Origin of the sequence: Kribbella sp. NPDC058693, from assembly GCF_042715335.1 — a bacterium.
Classification (GTDB): domain Bacteria; phylum Actinomycetota; class Actinomycetes; order Propionibacteriales; family Kribbellaceae; genus Kribbella; species Kribbella jiaozuonensis.
Genome location: NZ_JBHXSQ010000005.1, coordinates 339,925 through 352,484, shown reverse-complemented (window position 1 = coordinate 352,484; position 12,560 = coordinate 339,925). Strand labels below are relative to the sequence as shown.

The window sequence follows — 12,560 nt, the reverse complement described above, 5'->3', positions numbered from 1 at the left end:
CCACGCTCCCCAACGGATTCACATTGACTGGATCAATATTGACAATAGTTGATTGGCTGTCAACTCTGAAGCTATGTCAACAGTGATCAATGTTCCGCCCGGTCTGCGCAACGTCGTCGTCACCGAGACGACCCTCGGTGACGTCCGTGGGGACGAGGGGTTCTACCACTACCGCCAGTACTCGGCGATCGATCTCGCCAAGTCGAAGACGCTCGAAGACGTCTGGTACCTGATGTTCGAGGGCCACCTCCCGACCGAGGCCGAGCGCGACCGGTTCATCGCCGAAGTCGCCCCGCTGCGCGTCCTTCCCGACGAGGTCAGCGCGGTCCTGCCCGCGATCGCGGCCGCCGGCGACAAGTTCAACCCACTCGCCGGTCTTCGCACCGCGCTCTCGCTCCTCGCGGCCGTCCGTGGTCTCAAGCCGCTGTGGGACATCGACCCAGCCCGCCGCAAGGCCGACGCGATGCTGGTCTGCGCGGTCACCCCGACCATCCTCGCCGCCCTCTACCGCCTCCGCGAAGGTCAGCAGCCGCTCCAGCCCCGCGCCGACCTCTCCGCCGCCGCGAACTGGCTTTACCTCGTCACCGGCACCGAGCCGAACGCCGTACACGCCACCGCGATCGAGCACTACCTCGTCTCGACCCTGGACCACGGCTTCAACGCCTCAACCTTCACCGCCCGCGTGATCGCCTCCACCGGCGCCGACGTCGTCTCCGCCGTCGCGGGCGCGATCGGCGCGTTCTCCGGACCGCTGCACGGCGGCGCCCCGGACCGCGCCCTCGCCAGCCTCGACGAGATCGGTACGCCGGACAGCATCGACGCCTGGGTCCGCGAGAAGGTCTCCGCCGGCGACCGCATCATGGGCTTCGGCCACGCGGTCTACCGAACCGAGGACCCGCGCTCGCTGATGCTCCGCGACATCGCCCGCGGTATCGGCGGCGACCTGGTCGACTTCGCGACCACCGTCGAGCAACGCATCGTCGACGTCCTCGCCGAACTGAAGCCCGGCCGGAACCTCTACGCGAACGTCGAGTTCTACGCCGGCGTCGTGATGGAGCTCTGTGGCATCCCGCGCGCGATGTTCACGCCGACGTTCGCGGTCAGCCGCATCATCGGCTGGTCCGCCAACATCCTCGAACAGGCCCAGGACCCGAAGATCATCCGCCCGATCGCCACGTACGTCGGCCCGCAACCGCCGGCCCCGATCAACTAAGCGACGAACTGCATGACCCCGTCCTCGACCGCACCGAACCGGAGCGTCACCAGGTCGCGCGGGTAGTTCTGCCGAAGGCGCCAGGGCCCCTGACTGCCCTGGCGCGGGAGGATCGCGGCCGCCCGGCGGATGTACCCGGACGACAGGTCGACCACCGGCCGCGGCGGGGCGTCGTACTCGGCCGGGTCGACCTCCGGGACGCAGATCCGCGTGCCGGTCGCGGTCAGGTGGTTGAGCAGCCGGCACACGTACTGCGAGGTCAGGTCGGAGCGCAACGTCCAGGAGTTGTTGGTGTACCCGATGCACCAGGCAAGGTTCGGTACGCCGCTGAGCATCATGCCCTTGTAGACAAAGGTGTCGTGCGGCTCGACCGGCCGCCCGTCGACCGTCACCTTGATGTTGCCGAGCGCAACCATCCGCAACCCGGTCGCGGTGACCACGAGATCGGCATCGAGCTCGGCGCCGGACCGCAGCAACAGACCGGTCGGCGTGAAGCGGACGATCTCGTCGGTCACCACCGACGCCGACCCGTCCCGCAACGCCTTGAAGAGATCGGCGTCCGGCACCAGGCACAACCGCTGGTCCCACGGCTTGTACTGCGGCGTGAAGTGCGGATCAACCGGGATCGACTCCGGCAGCTCTCGGGCCACACCGGCGTTCAGCAACCACGCCGCATGCGCCGGCCACTTGCGAAACGCGCTGTAGAGCGCGGTGCTCACGGCAACGTTCTTGCCGCGAATCACCCGGTGCGCGAGGTTCTCCGGCAGTACGGCGCGGAGCCGGTCCGAGAACGCGTCGCGGGCGGGCCGGGAGGCGACGTAGCTCGGCGTACGCTGCAGCATCGTCACGTGTTCCGCCGCACCGGCCATGGCGGGCACGAGCGTTACCGCGGTCGCACCGCTGCCGATGACGACCACTCGCTGACCGGTGTAGTCCAGATCGGCCGGCCAGTGTTGCGGGTGCACGATCCGGCCCTCGAACGAGCTCTGCCCGGGGAAGTCGACCACATACCCCGAGTCGTAGTCGTAGTACCCGCTGCACACGTACAGGAACGAGCAGGTGTACAGCGAGTCGCCAGTCTCAACGGTCCACAACGCATCCGAGGACGACCACGAGGCGTGTACGACGCGTTGCCCGAAGCGGATGTGCTTGTCGATGCCGTACGTCGACGCCGTCTCGTGCAGGTAGTCGAGGATCGACGGCCCGTCCGCGATCGCCTTCGCCGCCTTCCACGGGTGGAACGGGAACCCGAGCGTGAACATGTCCGAGTCCGACCGCACCCCCGGATACCGGAACAGGTCCCAGGTGCCGCCGAGCGCGTCTCGGGCCTCCAGTACGGCGTACGTCCGGTCCGGGCAGCGGGTCTGGAGACGGTACGCCGCGCCGATCCCGGACAGCCCCGCGCCGACGACCAGCACGTCGAAGTGCTCCATGGAACTCACAGTACTCAACAGTAATGAAGATTCTTCCCGGGTGTTGTCGATTCCGTGTGGCGGCGATCGTCAGCAAGATGTTCAGTACAAGCCCTACACGAGGGAGAGCCTGAGATGGCGCAGTACATGTTCCTGCTGTACGACAGCGAAGAGTGGTACGACAACGTCACGCCGGACGACTGGCAGCAGGCGATGAAGCTGCACGGGGCGTTCGCCGAGGCGGTGGAGAAGGCCGGGGCGCGGATCCTCGGCGGGGAGGCGCTCGAGCGGTCCACGACGGCGAGCACGGTGAAGCAGCGCGAGGGTGCCGAGCCGCTGGTCACCGACGGTCCGTTCATCGAGACCAAGGAGGCGCTCGGCGGCTACTACGTGATCGAGGCCCGCGATCTCGACCAGGCGCTGGAGCTGGCCAAGATCTGCCCGTCCGGCAATGTCGAGGTCCGTCCGGTGATGGACACCTCGTCGGACTCGCAGCCGTCGGCCTGACATGCCTGAGCCGGGTACGCCGACGTTCCGTCCCGTCGGCGTACCCGCGGGGGACGAGCGATGACTGAGGCGGTAGAAGTCACGCGAGTGGTCGACCAGGCTCATCGCGAGAGCTGGTCGACCGTGCTCGCGTCGGTCGTGCGCCTGACGCGCGACCTCGACCTGGCCGAGGACTGCACGCAGGACGCGTTCGTGCAGGCGCTGCGGACCTGGCCGGACGGGATCCCGTCGAATCCGGGTGGCTGGCTGACGACGGTCGCCCGGCGTCTCGCGCTGGACCGGCTGCGGCGGGAGACCAACCTGTGGCGGAAGCTGCCGCTGCTGGTCGAGGAGCCCGGCGAGGTCGAGCAGCCGACGGACCCGCTCAGGCTGGTGTTCACCTGCTGCCACCCGGCGCTGGCGCGCGAATCACAGGTGGCGCTGACGCTGCGGCTGATCTGCGGGCTGACGACCCGCGAGGTGGCGGCCGTCCTGCTGATCAGCGAATCGACGGCGGCGGCGCGGATCACCCGGGCCAAGAAGAAGATCGCGGCCGCGGGTATTCCGTACCGGATCCCCGCGGATCACGAGCTGCCCAAGAGGCTGGACGTCGTGCTGACCGTCGTACATCTGGTCTACACGGCAGGTCATGTGGCGGCCGGGTCTGAGCTGACGCGGTCGGATCTGACCGGTCGGGCGGTGGAGTTGGCGCGGCTGCTGGAGCGGTTGATGCCGGACGAGCCGGAACCGCAGGCGTTGCTCGGGTTGCTGTTGATGACCGAGGCGCGTGGTGATGCGCGGGTGAGTGCGGACGGCGAGCTGGTTCTGCTCGCGGATCAGGACCGTTCGCGGTGGGACGCGCCACTGCTGGCGGAGGGCGTCTCGCGGGCGACCTCGGCCCTCCAGCGAGGGCATGGGCGCTTCGCGTTGCAGGCGGCCGTCGCGGGGCTGCACGTGACTGCGCCGTCGTGGGAGAGGACGGATTGGCGCCAGGTGGTCCGCATGTACGACGCGATGATGGTGAGCTGGCCGACCCCGATCGTCGCGCTCAATCGGGCTGCCGCACACAGCCTCGTGCCCGGCGCGGACCTCGCTGCGGTCCTCGACGAATTGGATGCCTTGAGCAAGGAGCCCGCGCTGGCGGCGTACGCGTACCTGCCTGCGACCCGGGCAGACGTGCTCACCCGCCTCGGTCGCGCGGACGAGGCCGCCGACGCCTATCGGGAGGCGATCGAGCTCACCGCCAACGAGACCGAGCGCCGCTTCCTGACGGCGAGGCTTCAGGCGCGGGGCGCCCAGAGCTGATCGGCGTCGCCGGCTTCCATCCGGCCGCGGTACACGTCGATCTTGTGGTCGATGAGCTCCAGACTCTCCTGCAGCTCGGCGAGCTGGGTGAGTACGTCGGAACGGTGCCGCTCGAGTAGTTCGAGCCGGTCCTTCTCGTTGCCACGCCCGGCGAGGACGAGCTCGGCGTACTGCCGGATCACGCGGATCGGCATCCCGGTGGCCCGGAACTTCGTGCAGATCTTGATCCAGTCCAGGTCGATCTTGCGGTAGCGGCGGCGCCCGCCTGAGGTGCGGTCGACGGTGGTGACGACCAGGCCGGCGCGTTCGTAGTACCGGAGCGTGTGGACGCTGACGCCGGTGCGTTCGGCGGCCTCGGCGATGCTGATCCCGCGTTCATTGACTTCGAGCACGCTCTAAATCCTAGCGTGGTCGGTATGACCCTCTCAACGCTCGAGGACACTGGTCTGACCAGTGCCCGCCGGTACGCCGTCCTCGTGATCTGCTGCGCGAGCCTGCTGATCTCGGTGATGGACATCTCGATCGTGAACGTCGCCCTGCCCGCGATCCGGGACGGGCTCGGGGCCTCGACGGCCGGGCTGCAGTGGACCGTCGACGCCTACACGCTGGTGCTGGCGAGCTTCCTGTTGCTGGTCGGTTCGACCGCGGATCGGTTCGGCCGGCGCCGGATGTTCCGGCTCGGGCTGATCGTGTTCGGGATCGGTTCGCTGCTGTGCAGCCTGGCGCCGGGGATCGGCTGGCTGATCGCCGCGCGGGCGGTGCAGGCGGTCGGCGGCACGATGCTGAACCCGGTCGCGATGGCGATCGTGGTGGGGGTGTTCCCGGACCGGGCCGAGCGGGCGCGGGCGATCGGGATCTTCGGTGCGACGGCCGGCCTGTCGCTGGTGCTCGGTCCGATCGTCGGCGGCGCTCTCGTCGACGGTCTCGGCTGGCGGTCGATCTTCTGGGTGAACCTTCCGATCGTCGTACTCGCGGTGGTCTTCACCAGCTTGTTCGTCCCGGAGTCCCGCGCCGCGCACGGCCGGCGGTTCGACCCGGTCGGTCAGCTTCTCGTCATCTTCGTGCTCGGCGGCGTCGTGTCGGCGATCATCGAGTCCGAGAAGCACGGCTGGGGTACGCCGTTCATCGTCGGTCTGCTCGTGATCGCAGCGGTTTCGGCGGTCGCGCTGATCGCGTACGAACGCCGGCGGGCGGAGCCGTTGCTCGAGCTTCGCCTGTTCCGCAGCGTCCCGTTCAGCTCCGCCGTACTGATCGCGCTGTTCGCCTACAGCGGCTTCGGCGCGTTCCTCTTCGTCACGACCCTCTACCTGCAGAGCGTGCGGAACCTGTCCGCGCTCGACGCCGGCCTGTCCCTGCTGCCCGTCGGTCTGCTGATCTGCGTACTGTCGCCGCTCACCGGCCGCGTGGTCGGTTCGCACGGCCCACGCTGGCCGCTAGTCGTCGCCGGTACGGCGCTGACACTCGGAGCGGCCGCGTCGATGACGATCGGTGTCTCCACTCCACTGCCCGTCATCCTCGCGATCTTCCTGCTGTTCGGCGTCTTCCTCGGCACGATCAACCCGCCGATCGCGAACTCGGCGGTCTCCGGCATGCCCGCCTCGATGACCGGCCTTGCGGCATCGCTCGCGTCGGTCGGCCGGCAGACCGGTACGTCGCTCGGCGTCGCGATCGCCGGATCGATCGTCGGTGCCAAGGCGACGACCGATCCGCAGGCGTTCGTCCACGCCGCCCACCTGGTCTGGTGGCCGATCATCGCGATGGGACTCGTCGTACTGGCGCTGGCCCTGGTGAGTACGAGCCGCCGAGCGCTCCTTACCGCGCAGGCGGTGTGAGCGGCAGACCGAAGTACGGGACGAGGCTCGGCGTACTGAAGACGTGGATGCCGGTCAGACCAGTGGCCGTCGGCGTGAGTACGGCGACGCCGTACGCCTCGCCCTTGAAGTAGGCGCCGACCGCAGGCTGACCGTTCGCGACGATCGGGATCATCCGCCAGTCCCCGGGCTCGCCGAGCGCGGACTCCAGCAGTTGCAGGCACATCACCCGACCGTTGAACCAGGCCGTCGTACCGACCATCTCGATCGCCGCGTCTGCGCGCAGCGCCCGTTCGAGAGCAGCCAGATCGGCGTTCTCGAAGCCGGAGATGTAATCCGCGAGCAGGGCTTGGGCCTGTGGGTCGTCCGGCTCGACAACCTCTGAGGGCGGGTTCTCGTCGAGTCGGGCTCGCGCTCGCTGCAGCGTGCTCTTCACCGCCGCCACCGAGGTGTCGAGCATGCTGGCGACCTCGGCCGCCGGGAACGCCAGCACCTCGCGCAGGATCAGCACGGCGCGCTGCTTGGCCGGCAGGTACTGCAGCGCCGCGATGAGCGCCAGTCGCAGGCTCTCCCGCGTGGTCACGATGGTCGCCGGGTCGTGCACCAGCAACTCCGCGATCGGCTCCACGAAGAGCACAGACGGGTCGTCGGGAGGTGTGCCGGGGGAGAGGTCGGTGGCTGGAGCGCCGAGACCGGACGGCAGGGCGCGGCGGCCGCGTTGCTCGAGTGCGGTCAGGCAGACGTTGGTCGCGATCCGGTACAGCCACACCCGCACTGAGGACCGTTCCTCGAAGGCCGACCACGACCGCCAAGCCCGCAGGTACGTCTCCTGTACGGCGTCCTCGGCCTCGTGCACAGAAGCGAGCATCCGGTAGCAGTGGGCGAGCAGCTCCTTCCGGAACGGCTCCGTCCGGCTACCGAAGTCACTCACTACAACCTCCTCGATCGTCACAGGCCCAGCACCGGCCGTGCCCAGCGTGCCATCCGCCGGATCGCATCGTCGGCCTCCGGCGCGCGACCCGCCGCCATCTGGAACGTGTGCTGCATCTCCGGGAACACATCCAGCCGTACGTCGACCCCGGCCTTCTCCGCCGCCTCGGCCAGCATGTTCGCGTCGTCGAGCAGTACTTCGTCGCCGCCGACCTGGATGTAGATCGGCCCGAGCCCGGTGAGGTCGCCGTACAGCGGGTTCACGAACGGGTCCCGCGGCGAGCCGTCCGGTCCCAGGAAGAGGTAGGCGAGTCCACGGACCAGGTCGCGGTGGAAGAACGCGTCGCGGTCGCGGTTGCCGTCGTACGACGCACCTGTCGCCTCGAAGTCGACCGCGGGGGAGAACGGCAGCGCACCGGCCGGGAGCGGCAGGCCGATCGAGCGGGCGCGGAGCTGGGTGGTGATGGCCATGCCGCCGCCGACCGAGTCGCCGGCGAACACGATGTGCTCGGGTGCGAGGCCCTGGTTCAGCAGCCAGCGGTAGGTGTCGACCGCGTGGTCGAGCTGAGCCGGGTGCGTGTGCGCGGGCGCCATCGGGTAGTCGAAGACGAGCGCACGGGACCCGACTGCTTTAGCCAGGTGAGCGAACAGCTTCCGGTGTGAGAACCGCGATCCGCCGACGTAGCCGCCGCCGTGGAGGCACAGCAGGACCCGGTCCGTGGCGGCGTTGTGCGGGTTGATCCAGAGCGCCTCGCGGCCGTCGACGGACAGGTAGTCCACGTCCGACGGTTCGGTCGTCAGCTCGGCCCAGCGATGGTCGTCCAGTTCCTGGTCGCCTTCGCGGGTGTCCTGCTCGGCCGCTGCCCGCGACTTGGCCCAATGCCGGCGGACTGCTTCCGACTCCTTGCTCGCCATCGTGGTTCCTTTCGTTGCTGGTCGTTATCGGTACTGACCAGCGCTGCCGCGAAAAGGAATCGGCGTGCTTCACTGGGAGCATGAGCACTCCGGGCTCAGGGTCGGCGCTGTCGGCCTCGGAAGAACGCACGTGGGCGATGCTCGCGCATGTGGGGGTGTTCATCGCGGCCTGGTTCGCGATGGGGTTCCTGTGTCCGCTGATCATCTGGCTGCTGTTCCGCGGGCGGTCCGAGTTCGTCCGCAAGAACGCGGTGGAGTCGCTGAACTTCCAGATCTCATTGCTGATCTACACGGCGATCGCGGTGGTGCTGGTACTGATCACGTTCGGTCTCGGGGTGCTGATCATCGTGCCGCTGATCGTGATCGGCGCGGTCGCGGCGGTAGTGGTCATCGTGATGGCGACGATCGCGGCGTCGAGCGGGCAGGACTACCGGTATCCGCTGACGATCAGGTTCATCCGCTGACGGTCCGCTAGGGTCGGGCCGGTGGAACTCATCGGCCAGGGCATGGAAGGCGCGGTCTACGACCTCGGGGACGGGACCGTGCGGAAGGTCTGGTTCGACCGGCGGCCGGAGGATGTGCTGCCCCTGAAGGCGTTCCTGGACGAGCTGCCGGAGCTGCCGTTCCGTACGCCGCGGATCCGCGAGGTCGGCGTGGGCGAGAACGGGCTGGCGGTCAGCGTGGAGGACAAGCTGACCGGCGTACCGCTGCGCGAGGCCGGTCTGGCGGAGGAGCAGGCCCTCGACGCGTTCGTGCTGGTCGTCGAAGCGCTGCGATCCACCCACCCCGGTCCGGCGGCCACGGCGATGACCGTGATCAACGAGCCTTTCTGGAAGCAGTCCTGGGGCGAGAGCCTCGCGGGCTTGGTGGGGCGTCGCGCGGCGGCCTCGAAGGTTCACCTCGAGCGGGACGTGCCTGGTTTCCCTCGGCTGTTGGAGCAGGTGGTTGAGGGGCTGTGCAGCCTGCCTGACCTCACGTTGAGTGTGGTGCATGGCGACATCTGCCCGCCCAACGTGCTGATGGACGGCGCACGGGTCGCGGCGGTGTTGGACTGGGGGTTCTTGTCGACCGCGGGGGACAACACGTTCGAGGCGTCGCTGGCGGCCGGGTTCTTCGACATGTACGGGCCGGAGGCACGGCGGCTGGACGAGCTGCTGCTGAGGCGGTTCGAAGAGCTCGGGCACGACCGGGAGCGGATGCGGCTCTACCGGCAGGCGTACGCGATCATCACCGCGACCATCTACGACGAGAACGCCGGAGACGGCCACTACCTCTGGTGTGTCAACCAGCTCACGAAGTGATCGGTACGCCGGCTCGCAGGTTGTGGAGCTGGTCCGGCGCGGCCAGAAGCATCGGGAGCCGCCTGGCATTCAGCGGCGAGACCAGGCCTTCCAGCTCCTCGGGTGCGTGCCACGACAGGCCGCGGATCTCGAAGCCGTCCGGATGCAGTTCGTCGATCAGTGACGGGTCGTGTACGCCGCCGTCGTACAGGATCTCGACTGCGTCGCCCCAGCCCTCCCAGCGCGGTAGCCAGTCGATCGCTAGTACGGCGAGCAGCGGCAGCGCCGTACCGATCTCTTCCTGCATCTCCCGGGACGCACCGGTCGCCGGGTCCTCGTCGGGCTCGACCACACCGCCGGGCAGCTCCAGGTCCTTCTTGTAGCTGACCTGACACAGCAGGACGCGCCCGGCCGTGTCGCGTACGACGACGTGGGCGATCACCCGCTTCTTGGGCAGGGTCGAGTCCATCAACGCCGTCCAGCCCGTCACCGAGTCCGGCCGTGGGTCGTCCTTGCGCATCCCGTAGATCGCGACGTCCCGGCGCTCGCCGTCGACCAGCGCGCCGCCACGCAACACGCCCTCACGCCGGAAACCGGACCGGATCGCCACCCGGGCGCTCGAGTGCAGCTCGGGGTCGACCTCGACCTGCAGCCGCTCCAGCCCGAGCTCGGCGAACGCGTACTCCGACACGAGTCGCAGCGCCTGCTGGGCCGGTCCGGGGCCGCCGTCGAGCGACCAGACGACCAGAGCGACCCCGGGCGTGGTCCGGCGTACCTCGACCGTGCCCAGGGTGTCTCCCGCGTGTTCCGGGCCGCCCGGATGGATGTGCTCGACGGTGAACGTCGTCATCTGCCCGTTCGGCGGCGAAGGTCGCAGCGTCAGCTCACCATCTGACAGGGGGTCCACGGCGGTCACCCCTGAACGCTACCCGGTGAAGCGTAGGTACACCGTTGCCAGGGGTGGGACGGACAGTTCGGTGCTGGTGGTCATCCCGTGCCACTCCGGTCCGTCGGCCTCGACGGCGCCGAAGTTGCCGACGCCGGAGCCGCCGTACGTGTTGGCGTCGGTGTTGACGACCTCTTCCCAGCGGCCGGCGTACGGGAGGCCGAGGCGGTAGCCGTGGTGCGGGATCGCGGAGAAGTTCGCGACACACGCCACGCTGGGCTCGCCCTCGCCGCCGTACCGGACGAACGAGAAGATGTTGTTGCTGGCGTCGTTCGCGTCGATCCAGCTGAACTTCTCCGCGTCATGGTCGGTGCGCCAGAACGCCGGAGTGTCCTTGTAGACCCGGTTCAGGTCGCGGACCAGCTGCTGCAGACCCTGGTGGTCGCTGTGGTCCAGCAGCCACCAGTCCAGCTCGCCCTTCTCCGACCACTCCGACTCCTGGCCGAACTCGCAGCCCATGAACAGCAGCTGCTTGCCCGGGTGCGCCCACATCATCGCCAGGTACGCACGCAGGTTCGCCAGCTGCTGCCAGCGGTCGCCGGGCATCTTGCGCAGCAGCGATCCCTTGCCGTGCACGACCTCGTCGTGGGAAAGCGGGAGGACGAAGTTCTCGGAGTACGCGTACATCATCGAGAACGTCAGCTCGTGGTGGTGGTACTGGCGGTGGATCGGCTCGTGCTCCAGGTAGCGGAGCGAGTCGTTCATCCAGCCCATGTTCCACTTGAAGCCGAAGCCGAGCCCGCCGAGATGCGTCCCGCGGGTGACGCCCGGCCAGGACGTCGACTCCTCGGCCACGGTGATGACGCCGGGGACCCGCTTGTACAGGGTCGCGTTCATCTCCTGCAGGAACGAGACGGCCTCCAGGTTCTCGCGGCCGCCGTACTGGTTCGGGACCCACTGGCCGTCCTGGCGCGAGTAGTCCAGGTAGAGCATCGAGGCGACCGCGTCGACGCGCAGGCCGTCGATGTGGAACTCCTCGGCCCAGTAGATCGCGTTCGCCACCAGGAAGTTCCGCACCTGCGGCCGGCCGAAGTCGAAGACCAGCGTGCCCCAGTCCGGCTGCTCGCCGCGGCGCGGGTCCGGGTGCTCGTACAGCGGCGTACCGTCGAAGCGGGCCAGGGCCCAGGCGTCCTTCGGGAAGTGTGCGGGCACCCAGTCGACGATCACGCCGATGCCGGCCTGGTGCAGCCGGTCGACGAGCAGGCGGAAGTCGTCCGGGTCGCCGAAGCGCGAGGTCGGCGCGAAGTACGACGTGACCTGGTAGCCCCACGATCCGCCGAACGGGTGTTCCATCACCGGCATCAGCTCGACGTGGGTGAACCCCATGTCGTTGACGTAGGCAACAAGTTCGTCGGCCAGCTCGCGGTACGAGCGGCCCTTCCGCCAGGAGCCGAGATGTACTTCGTACACGCTCATCGGTTCCGCGTACGCCTCGGCCTGCGCGCGCCGCTCCAGCCAGGCCGCGTCGCTCCACTCGTACGCCGACTCGGTGACGACGGACGCGTTCGCCGGGGGAGTCTCGGCCAGGTTCGCCATCGGGTCGGCCTTCTGCCGCCAGACGCCGTCGCGGCCGCAGATGTCGAACTTGTACCGCGTGCCGGCGCCGACGCCGGGCACGAAGATCTCCCAGACGCCGGAAGAGCCCAGCGAGCGCATCGGGTGGGCGCGGCCGTCCCAGAAGTTGAAGTCCGCGGTCAGCCGGATCCCCTGCGCGTTCGGGGCCCAGACCGCGAACGACGTACCGGTGACGGTCCCGGTCGGGCCGTCGTAGCGCCGGACGTGGGCACCCAGCACGGTCCACAGCTGCTCGTGCCGGCCCTCGCCGATCAGGTGCAGGTCGACCTCGCCCAGCGACGGGAGATAGCGGTACGGGTCGTCGACCACGGTCGCGGGACCGTCGGTGTAGGTCACCTCGAGGCGGTAGTCCGGGACCTTGTCGACGTCGAGTACGCCGACCCAGATGCCGTCGTACTCGTGCCGGAGATCGAGGCGGTGGTCGTCGTACAGCACGGTGACGCTCTTCGCGAACGGCCGCAGCGCTCGCACCGTCACACCGTGCTCACCGAGATGCGGGCCGAGCACCCGATGAGGATCGTGGTACGTGCCGCCGACGAGTCTCTCCAGCTCGGTCCGATCGACCGGTACCGCTGTCACCACAGGCTCCTCAACCGCCACCACAGGCTCCTCAAAAGCTTCGCGCTCTCCCATGAATCCCATCCTGCCCGATCAACCCCGTCTTCACTGCACCCCGTACCCGCCGAG

12 protein-coding genes are annotated in these 12,560 nt (G+C 68.6%); 6 read left to right on the top strand and 6 right to left on the bottom strand.

Features of this window, described 5'->3' with window-relative positions; genetic code table 11:
* The first annotated feature begins 73 nt into the window (after positions 1-73).
* The gene (locus ACFWUU_RS35930) at positions 74-1,213 is read left to right on the top strand and encodes a citrate/2-methylcitrate synthase (protein ID WP_380182524.1); all 1,140 of its coding nucleotides are present in this window, start codon (positions 74-76) and stop codon (positions 1,211-1,213) included.
* Here the strand turns inward: ACFWUU_RS35930 and ACFWUU_RS35925 are convergent.
* Entirely contained in the window at positions 1,210-2,646 is a 1,437-nt protein-coding gene (locus tag ACFWUU_RS35925) for a flavin-containing monooxygenase (RefSeq protein WP_380182522.1), read from the bottom strand. The two genes, ACFWUU_RS35930 and ACFWUU_RS35925, sit on opposite strands and share 4 nt — an antisense overlap.
* A gap of 114 nt (positions 2,647-2,760) precedes the next feature.
* On the opposite strand from ACFWUU_RS35925, the gene ACFWUU_RS35920 reads away from it, so the two are divergent.
* On the top strand, positions 2,761-3,132 hold the full coding sequence (locus tag ACFWUU_RS35920) for a YciI family protein (RefSeq protein WP_137259412.1): 372 nt from the start codon (positions 2,761-2,763) through the stop codon (positions 3,130-3,132).
* Between the two features lie 60 nt (positions 3,133-3,192).
* A complete protein-coding gene (locus ACFWUU_RS35915) occupies positions 3,193-4,416 on the top strand; it encodes an RNA polymerase sigma factor (protein ID WP_380182520.1) in 1,224 nt (407 codons plus the stop codon).
* Here the strand turns inward: ACFWUU_RS35915 and ACFWUU_RS35910 are convergent.
* The gene (locus ACFWUU_RS35910) at positions 4,392-4,808 is read right to left on the bottom strand and encodes a MerR family transcriptional regulator (RefSeq protein ID WP_137259410.1); all 417 of its coding nucleotides are present in this window, start codon (positions 4,806-4,808) and stop codon (positions 4,392-4,394) included. The genes ACFWUU_RS35915 and ACFWUU_RS35910 overlap by 25 nt on opposite strands.
* A 24-nt stretch (positions 4,809-4,832) precedes the next feature.
* On the opposite strand from ACFWUU_RS35910, the gene ACFWUU_RS35905 reads away from it, so the two are divergent.
* Positions 4,833-6,248 (top strand): DHA2 family efflux MFS transporter permease subunit, encoded by a 1,416-nt coding sequence (locus tag ACFWUU_RS35905; RefSeq protein WP_380182515.1) that lies wholly within the window; start codon positions 4,833-4,835, stop codon positions 6,246-6,248.
* Here ACFWUU_RS35905 and ACFWUU_RS35900 read toward each other — a convergent pair.
* Complete coding sequence (locus ACFWUU_RS35900) at positions 6,229-7,158, bottom strand: RNA polymerase subunit sigma-70 (RefSeq protein ID WP_380182513.1); 930 nt, start codon at positions 7,156-7,158, stop codon at positions 6,229-6,231. The genes ACFWUU_RS35905 and ACFWUU_RS35900 overlap by 20 nt on opposite strands.
* Before the next feature lie 17 nt (positions 7,159-7,175).
* Complete coding sequence (locus ACFWUU_RS35895; RefSeq protein WP_380182511.1) at positions 7,176-8,072, bottom strand: alpha/beta hydrolase; 897 nt, start codon at positions 8,070-8,072, stop codon at positions 7,176-7,178.
* An 80-nt stretch (positions 8,073-8,152) separates the two neighbouring features.
* Here ACFWUU_RS35895 and ACFWUU_RS35890 point away from each other — a divergent pair, with 80 nt between their 5' ends.
* Positions 8,153-8,536 (top strand): DUF4870 domain-containing protein, encoded by a 384-nt coding sequence (locus ACFWUU_RS35890; RefSeq protein WP_137259406.1) that lies wholly within the window; start codon positions 8,153-8,155, stop codon positions 8,534-8,536.
* 21 nt (positions 8,537-8,557) lie between these two features.
* Positions 8,558-9,373: an aminoglycoside phosphotransferase family protein gene (locus tag ACFWUU_RS35885; protein ID WP_380182509.1), complete on the top strand. Its 816-nt coding sequence runs from the start codon at positions 8,558-8,560 to the stop codon at positions 9,371-9,373.
* On the opposite strand, the gene ACFWUU_RS35880 is transcribed toward ACFWUU_RS35885, so the two are convergent.
* Together ACFWUU_RS35880 and glgB are read right to left on the bottom strand one after the other, a co-directional pair.
* Positions 9,363-10,268 carry a GNAT family N-acetyltransferase gene (locus tag ACFWUU_RS35880; RefSeq protein WP_380182507.1) on the bottom strand — a complete coding sequence of 302 codons (906 nt, stop codon included), beginning with the start codon at positions 10,266-10,268 and terminating at the stop codon, positions 9,363-9,365. The genes ACFWUU_RS35885 and ACFWUU_RS35880 overlap by 11 nt on opposite strands.
* 9 nt (positions 10,269-10,277) lie before the next feature.
* Positions 10,278-12,506, bottom strand: a complete 2,229-nt coding sequence (gene glgB, locus ACFWUU_RS35875) for a 1,4-alpha-glucan branching protein GlgB (RefSeq protein ID WP_380182505.1) — start codon at positions 12,504-12,506, stop codon at positions 10,278-10,280.
* Positions 12,507-12,560: the final 54 nt, after the last annotated feature.

Coding starts and splice junctions, on each gene's coding strand:
- ACFWUU_RS35930 (WP_380182524.1), top strand. CDS start 74: ATGTCAACAGTGATCAATGTTCCGCCCGGTCTGCGCAACGTCGTCGTC.
- ACFWUU_RS35925 (WP_380182522.1), bottom strand. CDS start 2,646: ATGGAGCACTTCGACGTGCTGGTCGTCGGCGCGGGGCTGTCCGGGATC.
- ACFWUU_RS35920 (WP_137259412.1), top strand. CDS start 2,761: ATGGCGCAGTACATGTTCCTGCTGTACGACAGCGAAGAGTGGTACGAC.
- ACFWUU_RS35915 (WP_380182520.1), top strand. CDS start 3,193: ATGACTGAGGCGGTAGAAGTCACGCGAGTGGTCGACCAGGCTCATCGC.
- ACFWUU_RS35905 (WP_380182515.1), top strand. CDS start 4,833: ATGACCCTCTCAACGCTCGAGGACACTGGTCTGACCAGTGCCCGCCGG.
- ACFWUU_RS35895 (WP_380182511.1), bottom strand. CDS start 8,072: ATGGCGAGCAAGGAGTCGGAAGCAGTCCGCCGGCATTGGGCCAAGTCG.
- ACFWUU_RS35890 (WP_137259406.1), top strand. CDS start 8,153: ATGAGCACTCCGGGCTCAGGGTCGGCGCTGTCGGCCTCGGAAGAACGC.
- glgB (WP_380182505.1), bottom strand. CDS start 12,506: ATGGGAGAGCGCGAAGCTTTTGAGGAGCCTGTGGTGGCGGTTGAGGAG.